Raw genomic sequence first — 18,294 nt, 5'->3', positions numbered from 1 at the left:
CCGCGCCCCGGATTATTCTTCGCTGTCTCCAGCCCCCGCACGCGCCGGGGAATCCACTTCTACCCGGTCGATACGCTGCAAACCACGCATCAACGTGCCGCGTCTGCCGCGTTCGCCGGTGATTTTTTGCAATTCTTCAGGGCGCAGCTTAATTTTGCGTTTGCCTACGTGAAGCGTCAGCGTACTTTGCGGCGGCAGGATAAACAGATGGGCCAGCTTATCTTCGCCTTTAGCCGCTTCGGCTGACGGGATAGAGATAATCTTATTGCCCTTGCCTTTCGACAGTTCCGGCAGGTCGCTTACCGGGAACATCAGCATACGCCCGGCGGCGGTGATAGCCAGCAGCATGTCGTCCGCGCTATGAATTTCCAGCGGCGGCAGCACGCGTGCGTTATCCGGCAGCGATATCAGCGCCTTGCCTGCACGGTTGCGTGAAACAACATCGTTGAAGGTACAAACGAAGCCGTACCCTGCGTCAGAAGCCATCAGCAGTTTCTGCTCATCGGCGGCCATCAGCACATAGTCAACGGTCGCACCCGGCGGCGGTGTCAGCTTGCCGGTTAACGGCTCGCCCTGGCCACGCGCAGACGGCAGCGTGATGGGATCTAATGCATAGCTTCTGCCCGTGGAGTCGATAAACGCCACCGGCTGGTTGCTCTTACCTTTTGCCGAGCCGAGATAGCTGTCGCCCGCTTTATAGCTCAGGCCCGGGGCATCGATATCATGCCCTTTGGCGCTGCGAACCCAGCCCATCTGCGACAGTACAATTGTTACCGGTTCGGACGGCACCATATCGTGCTCGCTCATGGCTTTGGCTTCGCCACGTTCACGCAGCGGGGAACGACGGTCGTCCCCAAAGGCATCGGCATCAGCCTGCAATTCTTTCTTCAGCAGGGTATCCATTTTACGCTCGGAAGCGAGAATGCCCTGTAGCCGATCGCGCTCTTTTTCCAGCTCGCTTTGCTCGCCGCGGATCTTCATTTCTTCGAGTTTGGCGAGATGGCGTAACTTCAGCTCAAGAATGGCTTCGGCCTGGGTTTCGCTGAGTTCAAAGCGGGACATCAACTCCTGCTTTGGCTCATCCTCAGTGCGGATGATGTGAATTACGTCGTCGATATTGAGGAACGCCACCAGCAAACCTTCGAGGATATGCAGGCGCTTAAGGACTTTTTCCAGACGATAGCTCAGACGGCGACGCACCGTATCGCGGCGGTAAACCAGCCACTCGCTGAGGATCTCCAGCAGGTTTTTCACCGCCGGGCGGCCGTCCAGGCCAATCATATTCAGGTTGATGCGGTAGCTTTTTTCAAGATCGGTGGTCGCAAACAGGTGGTTCATCACCTGTTCCATATCGATGCGGTTAGAGCGCGGCACAATCACCAGACGAGTCGGATTTTCATGGTTCGACTCATCGCGCAGGTCTTCCACCATCGGCAGCTTTTTAGCGCGCATCTGGTTGGCAATCTGCTCCAGAACGCGAGCGCCGGAGACCTGGTGTGGCAGCGCAGTGATGACAACATCGCCATCTTCTTTTTTCCACACAGCGCGCATGCGCACCGAACCACGGCCATTTTGGTAGATTTTGCGAATGTCTTCGCGCGGGGTAATGATTTCCGCTTCGGTCGGGTAATCCGGGCCGTGAACGATATCCAGCACGTCCTCGAGAGTCGTGTTCGGCCGATCGATAAGCGCGATAGCAGCCTGAGCGACTTCACGCAGGTTGTGCGGAGGAATATCTGTCGCCATACCGACAGCGATGCCGGTGGTGCCGTTCAGCAGGATATTGGGCAGGCGCGCAGGCAGCATCTTCGGCTCCTGCAGCGTTCCGTCAAAGTTCGGGATGTAGTCCACCGTGCCCTGGCCAAGCTCGCCGAGCAGCAGTTCTGCATATTTTGACAGGCGCGACTCGGTATAACGCATCGCCGCAAAGGACTTAGGATCGTCCGGCGCACCCCAGTTGCCCTGCCCGTCTACCAGCGGGTAGCGGTAGGAAAACGGCTGCGCCATCAGCACCATGGCTTCATAGCAGGCGCTATCGCCGTGCGGGTGATATTTACCCAGTACGTCACCAACTGTACGCGCGGACTTCTTAAACTTCGCGCTGGCGCTTAGCCCCAACTCCGACATCGCATAGACGATGCGCCGCTGAACGGGCTTAAGCCCGTCGCCGATAAACGGCAGCGCACGGTCCATGATGACGTACATGGAATAATTGAGATACGCATTTTCCGTGAATTCGTGCAGCGCAAGACGCTCAGCACCATCATGAGTCAAATCACTCATTGCTCATTCATCCTCAAACTGACGAGCCGATTGTGGCCACAATCGGCGTAATTGCCGCCGATAGTACCTTATCTGGCCTGTCGAGTCATAGAGATGAATAGCTTTATGCGCGGCGGCAGAGCGTCAACAAAGGCCGCGCGCCGGGCCTTATTTCACTTTGCTAATTTGCTTTACGTCTATTTCAACAGAGTTCCAGTCTTTGTCGACTTCGCCCTGAATTTCAACGGTGTCCTGCGGCGTAACCGTCAGGCCGTTCCAGCGCTTGTGGTCAATGTCCACATTTACGCTATCGGTCGCATCGCGGAAGATATAGTGCTCGCCGCCAATGCGCTGTTCAATTTTACCGGTCAGAGTAACCCAGGTGTCGTCAGAGAAGCTTTTTGCCTGCTTCACGGTGGTTTTATTCCCGGTCGGGCCAACGAAACCGCCCTGCTGCCCAGGCTGCGTTTGCACCTGCGCATTCGGGTCCACAAAACCACCGCCGGTTTGCGCCGCAAATACCGGGGCAGAGGTTAAGGCAACGATCGCGAACATAGCTGCTGTCTTTTTCATTATTGTATTCTCCTTAGGTTGTGTAGCCCCATTAAACCAGGCAAATCTTAACCAGATCTTAATCCCACATATCAAACATGCTTTTTCTTGCGAATTTGCGGCATGCCCCGAAGGCATTGGCTTTAGAGCTGTACAGCCCGCGGCTTCCGGTATTTACTTCACCGCATAAAGGCAGCAACAAGGAGTTCGCCATGCGCATATTATTAATTGAAGACGATCCGCTGATTGGAGATGGCATCAAAGCGGGTCTGGTCAAAATGGGCTTTGCCGTCGACTGGTTTAGCGACGGCCAGCAGGGAAAACTGGCGCTTGGCCAGGCACCTTATGATGCGGTAGTGCTTGATCTCAGCCTTCCGGGGATGGACGGCTTAGATATCCTGCGAGCATGGCGTAAAGACGGGCGCAATGAGCCGGTACTGGTTCTTACAGCGAGGGATTCGCTGGACGAACGCGTAGAAGGGCTTCAGCTCGGCGCGGATGACTATCTGTGTAAACCTTTTGCCCTGGCAGAAGTGGTGGCGCGGCTACAGGTGCTTGTGCGCCGCGCTCACGGCCATGCCCAGCCTGAACTTACCCACGGCGGCGTTGTTCTTTCCCCTATCAATCTTACCGTCTCATTAAACGGCGAACCGTTGCAGCTGAAACCCAAAGAGTTTGCTTTGCTTGAGCTGCTGATGCGCAATGCGGGCCGGGTGCTCCCGCGTACCTTAATTGAGGAAAAACTTTATAACTGGGACGACGATGTGTCGCGAAATGCGCTGGAGGTTCATATCCATCACCTGCGCAAGAAACTGGGCAGCCATTTTATTCGCACCGTCCACGGCATCGGTTATACGCTGGGTGATGCATGCTGAGAACCCTGACGAAAAGCTTACGCACCCGCCTTACCGCTGGCTTTATTGCGCTCACCCTTGTTGCCGCGGCGCTGGCAAGTACCGCCGCCTGGTATGAAGCCCGGCACTCCCTGAACAAGCTTTTTGATACTCAACAACTGCTGTTTGCCAAAAGATTAAGCGTGCTGGATTTTGACACAACGCCGGGCGCAGAACCCCAGCTGCCACGCAGCAAAAGCATGATAAAAAAACATCGAGGAAAACTGGACGATGACACTCTTGCCTTCGCTATTTTTAGCGCCGACGGCAGGCTGGTACTCAACGACGGTGACAGCGGCAAAGGGCTAACTTACAGCTGGCACAGGGATGGATTTGTCGATGGGCAATTGGCGAATGATGACGATCTCTGGCGGCTGGTTTGGCTAACCACGCAGGATGGCCGCTACCGCATCGTGGTGGGCCAGGAGTGGGACTACCGGGATGAGATGGCGCTGGACATTGTCTCTTCCCAACTGGCTCCCTGGCTTATTGCCCTACCGTTAATGCTGATTCTGCTGATTTGGTTAGTCAGCTCAGAGCTTGCGCCTTTAAGCAGGCTGGCACAGAAGCTTCAGCGCCGTTCACCGGGAGACACCACTCGCCTGGAAACAACGGATTTACCGCTGGAAGTAAAACCGCTGGCCGAAGCGCTAAACCAACTCTTTGAGCGAACAAATGAACTGATGCAGCGCGAGCGTCGCTTTACGTCGGATGCCGCACACGAGCTTCGCAGCCCGCTGGCTGCCCTTAAGGTACAGGCAGAAGTGGCGCAGCTTGCTGAACAGGATGCTCCGGTAAGAGAGCAAGCGCTGATTAATCTCCATCAGGGCATAGACAGAGCGTCCCGCCTGGTAGAACAGCTGCTGACGCTTTCACGCCTGGACTCGCTAGACGAGCTGAACGACGTGCAGTCGATATCACTCCAGGCGCTACTTCAGGAGGCCGTGATGGAAGCCTGGCATAATGCCCAGCGTGAAGGCGTTGATATCAGGCTGAAGATGCAGAATGAGCCGGTTATTCACCGCGGGCAGCCGCTGCTGCTGGGCTTAATGTTGCGCAATATTCTGGATAATGCGGTGCGCTACAGCCCTCCGGGCAGCATTGTGCAGGTTATTTTACGGGGCAATTCGCTGGAGATTATCGATAACGGGCCGGGCGTTAGCCCGGAACACCTTGCGTCGCTCGGTCAGCGCTTCTTCCGCCCGCCGGGCCAGTTAAAAAACGGCAGCGGTCTTGGATTGTCCATCGTTAAGCGTATCGCCGCCCTGCACGGCATGAATGCCGCCTTTGGCAATGCGCAGGACGGTGGATTCAGGGTACTGCTGAGCTGGTCTTAAGGCTTTCCGGTGTCGATTTTTGCGCAAATAGCAAAAGTCTTTGCACATTTTAGCCATTTTTTCGTGACGCCACTCTCATTATAATGATTGGCAAACGTAATTATTTAAGGGCTAACGATGAGCAACATACTGATTATCAACGGCGGTAAAAAATTCGGCCACTCAAACGGCCAGCTTAACGACACCATGACTGAAGTCGCGGAAACCTATTTGCGCGACCTCGGACATGATGTTCAGGTGACCCGCGCCGACGGCGAATACGACGTTAAAGCAGAAGTTGAGAAATTCCTGTGGGCCGACACCGTGATTTGGCAAATGCCGGGCTGGTGGATGGGTGCTCCATGGACCGTGAAAAAATATATCGATGATGTATTTACCGAAGGCCACGGTTCTCTGTACGCCAGCGACGGCCGTACTCGTTCAGACGCCTCAAAAAAATATGGTTCCGGCGGCCTGATTCAGGGGAAAACCTACATGCTGTCCCTGACGTGGAACGCACCGATGGAAGCTTTCACCGACAAAGATCAGTTCTTCCACGGCGTTGGCGTAGACGGCGTTTACCTGCCGTTCCACAAAGCTAACCAGTTCCTGGGAATGGAAGGTCTACCGACCTTTATCGCTAACGACGTTATCAAACAGCCAGACGTGCCACATTATGTCGCAGAATATCGCAAGCATCTGGCAGAGATTTTTGCTTAACTGTTGGCCGGATAACATAAGGAGTTAGTCATGCTGACAGTGATTGCTGAAATTCGCACTCGTCCTGGTTCACATCATCGCCAGGCGACCATCGCGGCATTTGAGAAGATTATTCCGACCGTGCTGCAGGAAGAAGGTTGCCACGGCTATGCGCCGCTGGTGGACCATAACGCTCAGGTAGCGTTCCAGACCACCGCACCGGATTCCATCTTCATGCTGGAGAAATGGGAAACCATCGCGCATCTGGAAGCCCACCTCCAGACCACGCACATGAAGGAGCACAGCGCCCGCGTGAAAGACGACGTGCTGGAAGTTCATATCCGCATTCTTGAAGAAGCCGTTAAGTAACACGCCGCAGAGAGAAGAAACCCCACCTCCTGAAGAGATGGGGTTTTTTAGTTATGACAGGTTTTTAAGGAAGGTTGTCAGGAATTCATATTCCTCAGTTTGGTTTGGCTCCTGCGCGCAGGTTGACAGCTCGCTATGCGAGTTGCCGTGGCTGTCCATCCCGGCAGGGAAGTCTCGAGCCAGGCTCCAGGCACCAATCAGCGCAATACCGTTTGTTTTGGCAAAGTCTGTTAATGTCGGGATATCCGTAAGGAAGAAGGTTTCAGGCGCGGTATCGTTGCGGCCCAGCATAGGCGTTACGCCGATCAGAGAGAAAAGCTCCGCCTCAGATTTCTCGGGGTAGATTTTCGCCAGCTGATCTTTCGTGCTGATTGCGGCCTGAACGGCGGCATTACCCATATCAGAATTACTCTGTCCGTAATCCATCGCCATAATTTGCACGCTGACATCAAGACCACGGTTTTTCGCATCTTTAATCATCGTTAACCCTTCAGCCACCAGGCCACTTGGCATCACGGGCAGCGTCAGACTAAAGTTTAAATCTGGCACTTGTTTTTTAGCTGCGATAGCAGCCGGGAACGCTACGCTGTAATCGTATAATCCGTATGTTTCAAAATCGAAATCAATATGACGAACGCCATATGTCTTCGCGATATCGACATACAGTTTTGTCAGATCGCTGACTGACAGCTCAACCGAAGGATCTAATCCGCTGGCTCCACCAAATGCAAAAATAGCCTCGGCATCGCCCTCATTAATGAGATCAACGGTATTTTTAATACTGCTGAGAGGGAAGTAACTCGTACCCCATACGATATCCTCCGTTGTTCTGTCATAAACCACGAATGCAAGGTGGAATTTCTTAACGCCTAACGCCAGCGCATCTTTCACAAAATCAGTATTTATTGATGGAAGAGTGCTATTCCAGTTAGCAAAGAGCGTAACATCGACATACGGCGCATAAGGAACCGTTGCATTCCCACCCTCTGCTGTTGTGACATTTAAGGCATTGCTGTACGCAGATTTATTATTGCTGCCATCATAGGCAAGGACTTTAATAGAGTAAGTCGTTTCCGGTTTTAATCCGCTAATCGTTACTGAGTTTGTATCGCTATCAAGCGTTTTCGCCTGCCCACCTTTTTCCGTGTACTGCACGGTATAACCCGCAACCGCCACATTATCCTTCGAAGGATTCCATTTCAATGCCACACTTGTTGAACTGACATTTTCAGTTCGTAAATTCGTGGGAACTGTTGGTGGCTCATTATCAACCACTTTGGATTTCGTTTTTACACTAATCTCAGAAGATTTTGTTGATTTATTCCCAGCCTTATCCACCGCGACTACATATATTTTATACGATGTCTCAGGTTTCAGGTCTGATAACAAAGCCTGGGTATTTGATACTGTCTGCTGATGATCGGCAGAACCTGATGAATAATGTACTACATAATGATCCACACCCACATTGTCGGTTGAAGCATCCCAGGCAATGCCAATAGTCGTATCCGTCACGCTGGTCTCTTTCAAGGATTTTGGCTGGGTTGGTGGCTCATCATCTAACTCACCGCTGCCGCAACCACCTTCAGCCAGCACGCCGTCTACCCAATAATTAGCGGGGAAAGAACCATCAAACCCACTGCTAAAATTCAGGCCGATTTTAAAAGTCACTGAACCACCCGCTTCTACCGGCAATAAATTGGGCGCAAGGTTACCGGTGAGGAACTTACCATCCTGTTCAAAAACATACCCGACATCCTGTGTACCTGTTGCAGCCTGCCCGAGTTCAATTTTTATTTCGGGATCTTCCAGCGCTTTCCCGGTGTTATTTTTCATAACAATTGACAGAACTGAATACCACTGCCCATACACATCCCATTCAGGAGTAAACAATATATCTACACTACGAATAGCCATAATAAACCTCATCGAAAGTTAAGTTAATATTGGCGAGCACCACCAGCATAGACACTATTTTAAAATTAAAGCTCGCAATAAATATTAATTTAACGAAAAAAGGAATATGCCACATCATATATTTATATAAACATTAGATATCCTATATTCATATAATAAAAAACTAAAAATAAAAATTATAGTGTATTGATAAGAAAGAATATTATTATTTATGTATAATAGAACGTATATTCAAACAGCAAAAAAACATCATACAATAAATATGACACTCGTCTGGACAATGAAAAAATCACCCGATTGAATGACTAAGATCATTATAATTAATAGCGGAGATGGCTTCTTTACTCATGAAAAAATCGAGGCGTGAAGGCCGAAATAAAAAAGGATGGCCTGAGCCATCCCTTTTAGCGAACGAGGGTAGCGTTAAGCTTCTATATCCGCCATATCGCCCTTCTCCTGTAGCCAGTTACGGCGGTCTTCGGAGCGCTTTTTGGCCAGCAGCATATCCATGGTTGCCAGCGTGCGCTGGTCGTCTTCATCGCTGATGGTTAGCTGCACCAGGCGGCGAGTGTTCGGATCCAGCGTGGTTTCACGCAGCTGAAGCGGGTTCATCTCGCCCAGCCCTTTAAAGCGCTGTACGTTCGGCTTGCCCTTCTTACGCTTAAGCTGCTCCAGCACGCCCGCCTTCTCTTCTTCGTCCAGGGCGTAATAAACCTCCTTGCCGAGGTCGATACGGTAGAGCGGCGGCATCGCGACATAAACGTGCCCGCCCTTAACCAGGGAGCGGAAGTGGCGTACAAACAGCGCGCACAGCAGCGTGGCAATATGCAGACCATCCGAGTCCGCATCCGCAAGAATGCAAACCTTGCCATAACGCAGCTGGCTAAGATCTTCGCTGTCAGGATCGATCCCGATAGCCACCGAGATGTCGTGAACCTCCTGCGAGGCAAGCACTTCGTCGGAAGAGACTTCCCAGGTATTCAGGATCTTACCTTTCAGCGGCATGATTGCCTGATATTCGCGATCGCGAGCCTGCTTGGCCGAGCCGCCCGCCGAGTCCCCTTCTACCAGGAACAGCTCGGTGCGGCTCAGATCCTGCGCGCTACAGTCGGCCAGTTTCCCCGGTAAAGCCGGGCCGCTGGTTAACTTTTTGCGAACCACTTTCTTAGCGGCGCGCATACGGCGCTGGGCGCTCGAAATAGCCAGTTCGGCAAGCTGTTCGGCCGCCTGCACGTTTTGGTTCAGCCAGAGGCTAAAGGCATCTTTTACCACGCCGGAAACAAATGCGGCGCACTGACGAGAAGAGAGACGTTCTTTGGTTTGCCCGGCAAACTGAGGATCCTGCATTTTTACCGACAGCACATAAGCGCAGCGTTCCCAGATATCTTCGGCGGAGAGCTTCACGCCGCGCGGCAGAATATTGCGGTACTCGCAAAATTCACGCATCGCATCCAGCAGGCCCTGGCGCAGGCCGTTAACGTGCGTCCCGCCCTGCATAGTTGGGATCAGGTTTACATAGCTTTCGGTCAGCAGCTCGCCGCCTTCGGGCAGCCACAGCAGCGCCCAGTCTACCGCTTCGGTATCGCCGGAAAAGTTGCCGATAAACGGGGCTTCTGGCAGCGTAATCAGGCCGTCAACCGCTTCGCACAGGTAATCCTTCAGGCCATCTTCATAGCACCAGCGCTGTTCGGTATTGTTGACTTTGTCGGTGAAGGTTATCTCCACGCCCGGGCACAGCACGGCTTTAGCCTTCAGCAGGTGGCTGAGGCGAGAAACGGAGAAACGCGGGCTGTCGAAGAAGCTTTCGTCCGGCCAGAAGTGAACGCTGGTGCCGGTATTACGTTTGCCGCAGGTGCCGATCACTTCCAGATCCTGCACCTTGTCGCCATTTTCAAAAGCGATGCTGTAAACCTGTGCGTCGCGGCGCACGGTCACTTCAACGCGTTTGGAAAGGGCGTTAACCACCGAAATCCCCACGCCGTGAAGGCCGCCGGAGAACTGGTAGTTTTTATTCGAGAACTTACCGCCAGCGTGCAGGCGGCAAAGGATCAGCTCAATTGCCGGGACTTTTTCTTCGGAATGGATATCAACAGGCATTCCTCGCCCGTCATCGATAACTTCCAGAGACTGGTCGGCGTGCAGGATGACATCCACGCGCTTGGCGTGGCCAGCCAGCGCCTCATCGACGCTGTTATCAATGACTTCCTGACCCAAATGGTTAGGACGAGTGGTGTCGGTGTACATTCCCGGGCGGCGGCGAACTGGCTCAAGCCCGGTGAGCACCTCTATATCATCGGCATTATAGGATTGCGTCATGGTTTATTCATTCAGATAGCGAAACAGGAAATCGGCCGGCTGGCCTCAGCTCAAGCCGAGGAAGTCGACAATCTGTGTGAAATAATCTTCGAAGCCCGTAAAGGCGTGATTGCCGCCGGGTTCCACCGTCTGGCGGCAGAGCGCGTAGTAAGCTACGGCCTGGCGGTAATCAAGCACCTCGTCGCCCGTCTGTTGCAGCAGCCAGATAAGATCCGGCGCTTCCAGCGGGTCAATCTGCATGACTTTTAGATCGTAAATATGGCGTGACTCTAGCACATATTGCTGCCCGGTGTAGGGGTTCTCGTTTTTGCCAAGATAATCAACCAGCAGCTCGAACGGGCGAACGGCAGGATTTACCACCACCGCCGGCAGGGTGAAACACTGCGACAGCCAGGTGGCGTAGTAGCCGCCAAGCGAGGAGCCGACAATACCAAGCTGCTCGCCACCACGCTCCAGCACCAGCGACTCAAGAAGCTCGGTAGCATCCGCAGGATAGGGCGGCAATTGCGGAATGATCATCTCAATTTCCGGGTGATGCTGTGCAAGCCATGCCTGCATCCGGGTCGCCTTTGCAGATGCCGGAGAGCTATTAAACCCGTGTAAATACAGTAGAGCTGACATCAATAACCCTCGGAAGCCGTATCCGGGTTAAATTTGCAGCCCTGCAAGCGGCACACTTCGGTCGTCAGGCTCCCGTCCGGATAGAGATCCAGCCAGCGCCAGCCCGGTTCGATGGTATCGAGGGTAAAGTTAGCGCAGTGCGGCTTGAACTGGACGCAGGTAGAAGGCGTGGCCAGCATTCTGCGGCCGTTCCAGTCGAGATCCAGCTCCTGGTGAATATGCCCGCAGAGCAGGGTTTTAACCTGCGGCCAGGCCTTAAGTGCGGCATCCAGCGCGGCGGCGTTGCGCAGGCTGTGCTGATCGAGCCAGCTGCAACCAGCCGGAAGCGGATGATGGTGAAGCAGAAGCAGCGTGTGGCGTTCCGGGGCAGCGGCAAGCTGGCGCTCCAGCCATTCCAGCTGATAATCACTCAGCTCTCCGTGCGGGACGCCAAAGACCTGACTGTCCAGCAGCAGAATTTGCCAGTGCTCGCCAATATGCACGCGTTTGGCAGGAGAAATACCCGCTTCCAGAAGCGCGCTGAACATGGCAGGTTGGAAATCGTGATTTCCTGGAAGCCAAACGCAGGGCGCAGAAAATCTGGAGATGCCCTCAGCAAAGTGCTGGTAGGCCTCCGCGCTATGATCCTGCGCTAAATCACCGGTTGCAACCACCAGGTCACAGGCATGCTGTTCGGCAAGAATAGCGGCAATCACCGCCTGGTAGCTTTTCCAGGTATTAATACCCAGCAGCGTTTCGTCTTTTCCGGCGAACAGATGAGTATCGGTTATTTGCAGTATCCTGATCCGGCCCCCATCGGCCACAGGAAGGGTTAACAGGCTTTCCAAATGGTGTCCTTAGGTTTCACGCACACTTACATACCATCCATTATTCAGGGCGTTGTGCCGTTAGCCGTCTTACTCCCCAAAAAACTAGGTATAAACCGGAACCGCCATTGCTCCATGCGCTAAACAGTAGCGCAGCCAATCAGCAAGAAACTGGTTAATTTGATGCTTTTCGTCGCGTTGATGCAACTTTTTATTCGGATAATCATAGCGTGCTTTGAAGCGAAAGATCTGCTGGCTTGAACACACTTCCGCCACCATCGCATCATGATACAACCTGACCGACATAGACGGCAGGCTCCAGTAGCTAACGCTTGGGTGCGTTTGCTCAATTTCCACAAGCGTAGTGTAACGAGTTGATTCTGATATAGTTAAGCGATATCTGGCGCTATTAACCTGATACGTTACCGTCTCGCCCGCTGCGTCATTTTGCGGCAGTAAGCGGCGCAGTTGTGCGAAGTTGGTTTCGCACAAACGCATCATTTCAGGGAAGTCAGGGGTATAGCGCTTCATAATCAGTGATTCCACTCTTTTCTTAATTGCTCATAATGCAGTTGCAGCCATTGCAAAGCGATGACCGACGCTGCGTTGTCGATGCTCCCCTCTTCTACACACTGGTAGGCCTGCTCCCGGCTTACCACATGAACACGAATATCTTCGTTTTCTTCCGCCAGGCCGTGAATGCCTTCGGCCAGGCTGGCGTCCACTTCACCAACTAAAATAGACAGTCTTTCACTGGTGCCGCCGGGGCTTGCTAAATAACTCAGCACCGGCTTTGTGCGGCCAACAACCAGGCCAGCTTCTTCTACTGCCTCGCGGCGCGCGACATCTTCAACGCTTTCGCCTTCTTCAATCATTCCGGCTATCATTTCCAGCAGCCACGGGCTTTCACTGGAGTCATAAGCGGCAATGCGAATCTGCTCAACCAGCACCACTTCATCACGCACAGGGTCATAGGGTAGCAGCACCGCCGCGTGCCCGCGCTCAAAAATTTCTCGCTTAACTTCCCCGCTCATTTCGCCGTTAAACAGGCGATGACGAAAACGATAAAGATCGAGCGAAAAAAAACCGCGATAAAGCGTTTCCCGTGCAATAATTTCTACATCCTTTTTGGCGAAAGTCACCGTCGGCTTTACTGACTTATTCATAGATGATGTCCTGATGGCAAATGGGCGCTGGCCGGGCGATTTCAACCCCGCACGACTGCCCTTTCAATTTTGATGTGGTAGATTGGTGAAAATTAAGGTAGATGGCACTTTACGCCAACCTGCCCGGCTGGCGGAATCTGTAGAATCGGCAATCATTTTCGACTCCTGTCGGCGTTAACAAAATAATTCTGCTTCACAACAAGGAATGCAAATGAAGAAACTGCTCCCCATTCTTATCGGTCTGAGCCTAACGGGTTTCAGCGCCATGAGCCAGGCAGAAAACCTGTTGCAGGTTTACCAACAGGCCCGCACCAGCAACCCGGACCTGCGTAAATCCGCCGCTGACCGTGACGCCGCATTCGAAAAAATCAATGAAACACGCGGTCCATTATTACCACAGCTTGGTCTGGGTGCAGACTATGGCTACGGCAGCGGTTACCGCGATTCAAACGGCGTTAACTCCAATGCCACCAGCGCGACTCTGCAACTGACGCAAACCATTTTCGATATGTCGAAATGGCGTGCGCTGACTTTGCAGGAAAAAAGCGCTGGCATTCAGGACGTCAGCTTCCAGACCGATCAGCAGGCGCTTATCCTGAGTACCGCCACCGCCTACTTTAATGTTCTGAGCGCTATCGATGCACTGTCTTATACCGAAGCTCAGAAACAGGCGATTTACCGCCAGCTTGATCAAACCACCCAGCGCTTTAACGTTGGCCTGGTTGCCATTACCGACGTGCAGAACGCCCGTGCGCAGTACGATAACGTGCTCGCCAACGAAGTGACGGCGCGTAACAACCTGGACAACGCCGTTGAATCTCTGCGTCAGGTTACCGGCAACGACTACCTGAGCCTTGCCTCTCTGAACGTAGACGGTTTCAAAACCAGCAAGCCGGATGCGGTAAATAACCTGCTGAAAGAAGCAGAGAAGCGCAACCTCAGCCTGCTGCAGGCTCGCCTGAGCCAGGATCTGGCACGCGAGCAGATTCGCCTGGCGGAAGACGGCCACCTGCCGACGCTGAACCTGACCGCATCTACCGGCGTGTCTAATACCAGCTATAACGGCTCTAAAACCAGCGACCAGACCCGTTACGGCAACAGCTATGACGGTCAGAACAAAGTAGGCCTGAGCTTCTCCCTGCCGCTGTATCAGGGCGGCCAGGTTAACTCTAAGGTGAAACAGGCGCAGTACAACTTTGTTGGCGCCAGCGAGCAGCTTGAAAGTGCGCACCGCAGCGTGGTGCAGACCGTTCGCTCTTCCTTCAATAACGTGAACGCGTCCATCAGCACCATTAACGCCTACAAACAGGCCGTGGTTTCTGCCCAAAGCTCTCTGGACGCGATGGAAGCGGGTTACTCGGTGGGTACACGTACTATCGTGGACGTGCTGGATGCAACCACCACGCTGTACAACGCGAAGCAGCAGCTTTCCAGCGCACGTTACAACTACCTGATTAACCAGTTGAACATTAAATCCGCTCTCGGCACGCTGAACGAGCAGGATCTGGTGGCTCTGAACGGCGCACTCGGCAAACCAGTTTCAACTACCGCCGAAAGCGTTGCTCCACAAACCCCGGATCAGGATGCTCGCGCTGACGGTTACTCTGCGACAACCGCAGCGTCAAGCAAAGCTCCGCGCGCAACACCGGCGGCGGCAACCAGCGGTAAAAAAGCGAACCCATTCGCTAATTAATCGTCGGAATGTCGACAAAAGGGGCGTCTAATCACGCCCCTTTTTTTCTGCCTTCGCTCTGAACGTAAGGCAACGTAAAGATTCCCTGCCAACAGGCCTTGATCGCTTCAATTTCGACCATTCATCCCCTATCCTTAGCACCAAACCTACTGGGCTCAGGACTAAGTCAATGAAACGGACAAAAAATATAAATCATTCATCGTTCCGCAAAAGCTGGAACGCACGCCATTTAACGCCGGTAGCCCTGGCCGTTACCGCCGTCTTTATGCTGGCGGGTTGTGAGCAGAGCGACGAAACCGTCTCTATGTATCAAAACGCCGACGACTGCTCTCAGGCAAACCCGGGCAAGAGCGCGGAATGCACCACCGCCTATACCAACGCCCTGAAGGAAGCCGAGCGCACCGCGCCGAAGTATGCTTCCCGCCAGGAATGTATCGCCGAGTTTGGTGAAGGACAGTGCCAGCCAGCTCCGGCTCAGGCAAGCCTTGCCGGTGAAAACCAGGCTCAGGCCCAGCCTCAGCAAAGCGGCAGCTTCTGGATGCCGCTGATGGCAGGCTACATGATGGGACGCCTGATGGGCGGCGGCGCAGGCTTTGCTCAACAGCCGCTGTTCACCTCGAAAAACCCGGCCAGCCCGGCCTACGGCAAATATGCCGATGCCAGCGGTAAGAGCTACGGCGCAGCAACGCCGGGGCGCACCGCCAGCGTACCAAAAACCGCAATGGCCCCTAAGCCAGCGACAACCTCCACCGTAACGCGCGGCGGCTTTGGTGAGTCGGTTGCTAAGCAGTCCACCATGCAGCGCAGCAGCGCTTCCGGCACAAGCCGCTCGATGGGCGGCTGATAGACATGGAAAGAGTCTCTATTGTCGAGCGCCCGGACTGGCGCGAAAAAGCGAACGAATATGGCTTTAATTTTCACACCATGTACGGCGAGCCTTACTGGTGCGAAGACGCTTATTACAAGCTCACGCTCGCTCAGGTTGAGCGTCTGGAAGAGGTGACCGCCGAGCTGCATCAAATGTGCCTCAAGGTGGTGGATAAAGTTGTCGCCAGCGACGAGTTAATGGCCCGCTTCCGTATTCCAAAACACACCTGGGAGTTCGTGCGCCAGTCGTGGCGTACTCAGCAACCTTCGCTCTACTCACGTCTTGACCTGGCCTGGGACGGCGTTGGTGAGCCTAAGCTCCTGGAAAATAACGCCGACACGCCTACCTCGCTGTACGAAGCGGCCTTCTTCCAGTGGATCTGGCTGGAAGATCAGGTTGCGGCCGGTAAGCTTCCTGAAGGGGCAGACCAGTTCAACAGCCTGCAGGAACAGCTGATCGAGCGCTTTGCCGAGCTCAAGCAGCAGCACGGTTTTAATCTTCTGCATTTTGCCTGCTGCCAGGACACGGTAGAAGATCGCAGCACCGTCCAGTATTTACAGGATTGCGCGGCCGAGGCGGAAGTTGCCAGCGAATTCCTTTATATGGAAGAGATCGGCCTTGGCGAAAAAGGCCAGTTCACCGATCTTCAGGATCAGGTTATCAGTAACCTGTTCAAGCTCTACCCGTGGGAATTCATGCTGCGCGAAATGTTCTCCACCAAGTTGGAAGACGCTGGCGTACGCTGGCTGGAGCCCGCGTGGAAAAGCATTATTTCCAATAAAGCACTGCTGCCGATGCTGTGGGAAATGTTCCCGAACCATCCGAATCTGCTGGCGGCTTATTTTGCCGAAGATAATCACCCGGAGATGGAAAAATACGTGGTGAAACCTATCTTCTCGCGCGAAGGTGCCAACGTGAAGATAATCGAGAACGGGCAGGAGATAGCGCGCGTTGACGGGCCGTACGGCGAAGAAGGCATGATAGTGCAGGAGTTCTATCAGCTACCAAAATTTGGCGACAGCTACACGCTTATCGGCAGCTGGCTAATCAACGGTAGTCCAGCCGGGATTGGCATCCGCGAAGATCGCGAGTTAATCACCCAGGATCTTTCTCGCTTTTACCCGCATATTTTCGTCGAATAACCGGCGATAAACGTTAAAAAGGCGCGAATTATGCGCCTTTTTTATTACTTAGCCTACCTGCACCGACAGCATGCTTAACGATCCCATTTCAATACCATCCACCGGAATACTCACCGGTTCTTTGCCGTCCCACGCGCCGAGAACATAAAGCAGCGGCAGGAAGTGCTCCGCCGTAGGGTTCGACAGCGAGCCACCTTCATGCTCAAGATAATTGACCAGCGGATGTTGCCCGGCAGGCCCCTGCCAGGTCAGATTATCCTTCACATATTGATTAAACGACTCCGCCCACGGGTAAGGAGTGTTTTCCCCATGCCAGCGCGCGGTCCGCAGGTTGTGCACCACATTGCCGCTCGCCACCAGCATAATGCCCTGGTCACGCAGCGCGGCCAGTTTGCGGCCTGTTTCAAAGTGCCATGCCGCAGGTTTTGTGCTGTCGATACTCAGTTGCACCATTGGAATATCCGCCTCCGGGTACATTTTTATCAGCACGCCCCAGGAGCCGTGGTCAAATCCCCAGGCTTCTTTGTCCAGCGCAACCGGCGTCGGGGCCAGCAGCTCACGAAGCTGCTCTGCCAGCTCCGGCGAGCCGGGTGCCGGATAATGTGTGTCATACAGCGCCTGCGGGAAACCGCCGAAATCATGGATAGTCTTCGGCGTTTCCATCGCCGTGACGCCCGTTCCGCGGGTAAACCAGTGAGCCGACACCACCACAATCGCTTTAGGCCGCGGCAGCGTTGCGCCTAAGTGCGCCCAGGCTCTGGTATAGCGGTTATCTTCCAGCACGTTCATCGGGCTACCGTGACCAAGGAACAGCGCGGGCATACGTTGGGTTGTCATGATGGTGTCCTTAAAAGAGATTTAATGAACACAGATTACGCCCAATTTTTAGCGGAAGAACTCAGATAAGCATGATGAAGATCATCAGAAATTTTGAACAGGGGAAAAGCGCGGTAACGGGGGAGAAACGAAGCAGGAAAGCAGAAGCCCGACCGTGCCGATCGGGCCTGATTTTTTAGCTGGCTTTGCGTGCCTGAGCCTGGCGATATTCCACCAGATCTTCAATGGTCACAACGGCCATATTGTGTTTACGGGCGAACTCGATGCACTCCGGCGCACGCGCCATGGTGCCGTCGTCGTTGGTCAATTCACACAGCACGCCGGCTGGTTTGAAACCGGCCAGAGAAACCAGATCGATGGTTGCTTCGGTGTGGCCGCCGCGGGTCAACACGCCACCCGGCTGCGCGCGCAGCGGGAATACGTGCCCAGGACGGTGCAGATCGCTCGGCTTCGCGCCGTCGGCAATTGCCGCGCGCACGGTAGTCAGACGGTCGGCAGCGGAAACGCCGGTGGTTACGCCATGCGCGGCTTCAATGGTCACGGTAAAACCGGTGCCAAAGGCGCTGGTGTTGTTTTCGACCATCATTGGCAGGTCGAGCTGTTTACGGCGTTCGTCGGTCAGGCACAGGCAAACGATCCCGCTGCCGTGGCGAATGGTCAGCGCCATTTGCTCAACGGTCATGGTTTCGGCCGGGAAGATCATGTCGCCTTCGTTCTCGCGATTTTCGTCGTCGAGAACCATTGCCCCACGGCCTTCACGAAGCGCATTAAGAGCATGCTCTACGCGCTCTGTCGGGGTGCCAAATGCAGAAAGTAGCGTCTGATTCATGGTAATAA

At 53.8% G+C, this 18,294-nt stretch carries 17 protein-coding genes; 7 read left to right on the top strand and 10 right to left on the bottom strand.

Annotation, left to right across the window (positions count from 1 at the left end; all coding sequences use genetic code 11):
• Window positions 1-12: 12 nt before the first annotated feature.
• Entirely contained in the window at window positions 13-2,283 is a 2,271-nt protein-coding gene (parC, locus tag ACG1VR_RS02880) for a DNA topoisomerase IV subunit A (protein ID WP_016538222.1), read from the bottom strand.
• A gap of 147 nt (window positions 2,284-2,430) precedes the next feature.
• A complete protein-coding gene (locus tag ACG1VR_RS02875) occupies window positions 2,431-2,835 on the bottom strand; it encodes a YgiW/YdeI family stress tolerance OB fold protein (RefSeq protein WP_016538223.1) in 405 nt (134 codons plus the stop codon).
• 191 nt (window positions 2,836-3,026) lie between these two features.
• Here ACG1VR_RS02875 and qseB point away from each other — a divergent pair, with 191 nt between their 5' ends.
• From qseB to ACG1VR_RS02855, 4 genes are all read left to right on the top strand, one after another.
• Entirely contained in the window at window positions 3,027-3,689 is a 663-nt protein-coding gene (gene qseB, locus ACG1VR_RS02870) for a quorum sensing response regulator transcription factor QseB (RefSeq protein WP_039898829.1), read from the top strand.
• Entirely contained in the window at window positions 3,683-5,044 is a 1,362-nt protein-coding gene (gene qseC / locus ACG1VR_RS02865; protein ID WP_395490174.1) for a quorum sensing histidine kinase QseC, read from the top strand. The genes qseB and qseC overlap by 7 nt, the downstream gene beginning before the upstream one ends.
• 117 nt (window positions 5,045-5,161) lie before the next feature.
• Complete coding sequence (locus tag ACG1VR_RS02860) at window positions 5,162-5,743, top strand: NAD(P)H-dependent oxidoreductase (RefSeq protein ID WP_016538226.1); 582 nt, start codon at window positions 5,162-5,164, stop codon at window positions 5,741-5,743.
• Between the two features lie 30 nt (window positions 5,744-5,773).
• Window positions 5,774-6,091, top strand: coding sequence for a putative quinol monooxygenase (locus ACG1VR_RS02855; RefSeq protein WP_016538227.1), 318 nt, complete (start codon window positions 5,774-5,776; stop codon window positions 6,089-6,091).
• Window positions 6,092-6,142: 51 nt separating this feature from the next.
• Here ACG1VR_RS02855 and ACG1VR_RS02850 read toward each other — a convergent pair whose 3' ends face one another.
• From ACG1VR_RS02850 to nudF, 6 genes are all read right to left on the bottom strand, one after another.
• Window positions 6,143-8,008 (bottom strand): fibronectin type III domain-containing protein, encoded by a 1,866-nt coding sequence (locus ACG1VR_RS02850; protein WP_395490173.1) that lies wholly within the window; start codon window positions 8,006-8,008, stop codon window positions 6,143-6,145.
• A 423-nt stretch (window positions 8,009-8,431) separates the two neighbouring features.
• Window positions 8,432-10,324 carry a DNA topoisomerase IV subunit B gene (gene parE / locus ACG1VR_RS02845; protein WP_216376706.1) on the bottom strand — a complete coding sequence of 631 codons (1,893 nt, stop codon included), beginning with the start codon at window positions 10,322-10,324 and terminating at the stop codon, window positions 8,432-8,434.
• 45 nt (window positions 10,325-10,369) lie between these two features.
• The gene (yqiA, locus tag ACG1VR_RS02840; RefSeq protein WP_016538229.1) at window positions 10,370-10,945 is read right to left on the bottom strand and encodes an esterase YqiA; all 576 of its coding nucleotides are present in this window, start codon (window positions 10,943-10,945) and stop codon (window positions 10,370-10,372) included.
• Window positions 10,945-11,772: a 3',5'-cyclic-AMP phosphodiesterase gene (gene cpdA, locus ACG1VR_RS02835; RefSeq protein WP_039898831.1), complete on the bottom strand. Its 828-nt coding sequence runs from the start codon at window positions 11,770-11,772 to the stop codon at window positions 10,945-10,947. Before cpdA ends, yqiA begins: the two co-directional genes overlap by 1 nt.
• An 84-nt stretch (window positions 11,773-11,856) precedes the next feature.
• Window positions 11,857-12,282: a DUF1249 family protein gene (locus ACG1VR_RS02830; RefSeq protein ID WP_016538231.1), complete on the bottom strand. Its 426-nt coding sequence runs from the start codon at window positions 12,280-12,282 to the stop codon at window positions 11,857-11,859.
• Between the two features lie 2 nt (window positions 12,283-12,284).
• Window positions 12,285-12,917, bottom strand: coding sequence for an ADP-ribose diphosphatase (nudF, locus tag ACG1VR_RS02825; RefSeq protein ID WP_016538232.1), 633 nt, complete (start codon window positions 12,915-12,917; stop codon window positions 12,285-12,287).
• 211 nt (window positions 12,918-13,128) lie between these two features.
• Here nudF and tolC point away from each other — a divergent pair, with 211 nt between their 5' ends.
• From tolC to ACG1VR_RS02810, 3 genes are all read left to right on the top strand, one after another.
• Entirely contained in the window at window positions 13,129-14,610 is a 1,482-nt protein-coding gene (gene tolC, locus ACG1VR_RS02820; protein ID WP_039898832.1) for an outer membrane channel protein TolC, read from the top strand.
• 169 nt (window positions 14,611-14,779) lie between these two features.
• Window positions 14,780-15,454 (top strand): DUF1190 family protein, encoded by a 675-nt coding sequence (locus tag ACG1VR_RS02815; RefSeq protein ID WP_016538234.1) that lies wholly within the window; start codon window positions 14,780-14,782, stop codon window positions 15,452-15,454.
• 5 nt (window positions 15,455-15,459) lie between these two features.
• Entirely contained in the window at window positions 15,460-16,620 is a 1,161-nt protein-coding gene (locus ACG1VR_RS02810) for a glutathionylspermidine synthase family protein (protein WP_016538235.1), read from the top strand.
• 48 nt (window positions 16,621-16,668) lie between these two features.
• Here the strand turns inward: ACG1VR_RS02810 and ygiD are convergent, their stop codons facing one another.
• Both ygiD and ribB read right to left on the bottom strand, forming a co-directional pair.
• On the bottom strand, window positions 16,669-17,457 hold the full coding sequence (ygiD, locus tag ACG1VR_RS02805) for a 4,5-DOPA dioxygenase extradiol (RefSeq protein ID WP_039898833.1): 789 nt from the start codon (window positions 17,455-17,457) through the stop codon (window positions 16,669-16,671).
• A 175-nt stretch (window positions 17,458-17,632) separates the two neighbouring features.
• Entirely contained in the window at window positions 17,633-18,286 is a 654-nt protein-coding gene (ribB, locus tag ACG1VR_RS02800) for a 3,4-dihydroxy-2-butanone-4-phosphate synthase (RefSeq protein WP_016538237.1), read from the bottom strand.
• Between the last annotated feature and the right edge of the window lie 8 nt (window positions 18,287-18,294).

Origin of the sequence: Cedecea davisae, assembly GCF_044095835.1 — a bacterium.
GTDB lineage: Bacteria > Pseudomonadota > Gammaproteobacteria > Enterobacterales > Enterobacteriaceae > Cedecea > Cedecea davisae.
Note: the sequence above shows the minus strand (reverse complement) of the source record. Positions and strands in the feature narration are given on the sequence as shown.

Excerpts from the sequence above, each read along its gene's own strand:
- parC (WP_016538222.1), bottom strand. The coding sequence starts at position 2,283 with ATGAGTGATTTGACTCATGATGGTGCTGAGCGTCTTGCGCTGCACGAA.
- ACG1VR_RS02875 (WP_016538223.1), bottom strand. The coding sequence starts at position 2,835 with ATGAAAAAGACAGCAGCTATGTTCGCGATCGTTGCCTTAACCTCTGCC.
- qseB (WP_039898829.1), top strand. The coding sequence starts at position 3,027 with ATGCGCATATTATTAATTGAAGACGATCCGCTGATTGGAGATGGCATC.
- qseC (WP_395490174.1), top strand. The coding sequence starts at position 3,683 with ATGCTGAGAACCCTGACGAAAAGCTTACGCACCCGCCTTACCGCTGGC.
- ACG1VR_RS02860 (WP_016538226.1), top strand. The coding sequence starts at position 5,162 with ATGAGCAACATACTGATTATCAACGGCGGTAAAAAATTCGGCCACTCA.
- ACG1VR_RS02855 (WP_016538227.1), top strand. The coding sequence starts at position 5,774 with ATGCTGACAGTGATTGCTGAAATTCGCACTCGTCCTGGTTCACATCAT.
- ACG1VR_RS02850 (WP_395490173.1), bottom strand. The coding sequence starts at position 8,008 with ATGGCTATTCGTAGTGTAGATATATTGTTTACTCCTGAATGGGATGTG.
- parE (WP_216376706.1), bottom strand. The coding sequence starts at position 10,324 with ATGACGCAATCCTATAATGCCGATGATATAGAGGTGCTCACCGGGCTT.
- yqiA (WP_016538229.1), bottom strand. The coding sequence starts at position 10,945 with ATGTCAGCTCTACTGTATTTACACGGGTTTAATAGCTCTCCGGCATCT.
- ACG1VR_RS02830 (WP_016538231.1), bottom strand. The coding sequence starts at position 12,282 with ATGAAGCGCTATACCCCTGACTTCCCTGAAATGATGCGTTTGTGCGAA.
- nudF (WP_016538232.1), bottom strand. The coding sequence starts at position 12,917 with ATGAATAAGTCAGTAAAGCCGACGGTGACTTTCGCCAAAAAGGATGTA.
- tolC (WP_039898832.1), top strand. The coding sequence starts at position 13,129 with ATGAAGAAACTGCTCCCCATTCTTATCGGTCTGAGCCTAACGGGTTTC.
- ACG1VR_RS02815 (WP_016538234.1), top strand. The coding sequence starts at position 14,780 with ATGAAACGGACAAAAAATATAAATCATTCATCGTTCCGCAAAAGCTGG.
- ACG1VR_RS02810 (WP_016538235.1), top strand. The coding sequence starts at position 15,460 with ATGGAAAGAGTCTCTATTGTCGAGCGCCCGGACTGGCGCGAAAAAGCG.
- ygiD (WP_039898833.1), bottom strand. The coding sequence starts at position 17,457 with ATGACAACCCAACGTATGCCCGCGCTGTTCCTTGGTCACGGTAGCCCG.
- ribB (WP_016538237.1), bottom strand. The coding sequence starts at position 18,286 with ATGAATCAGACGCTACTTTCTGCATTTGGCACCCCGACAGAGCGCGTA.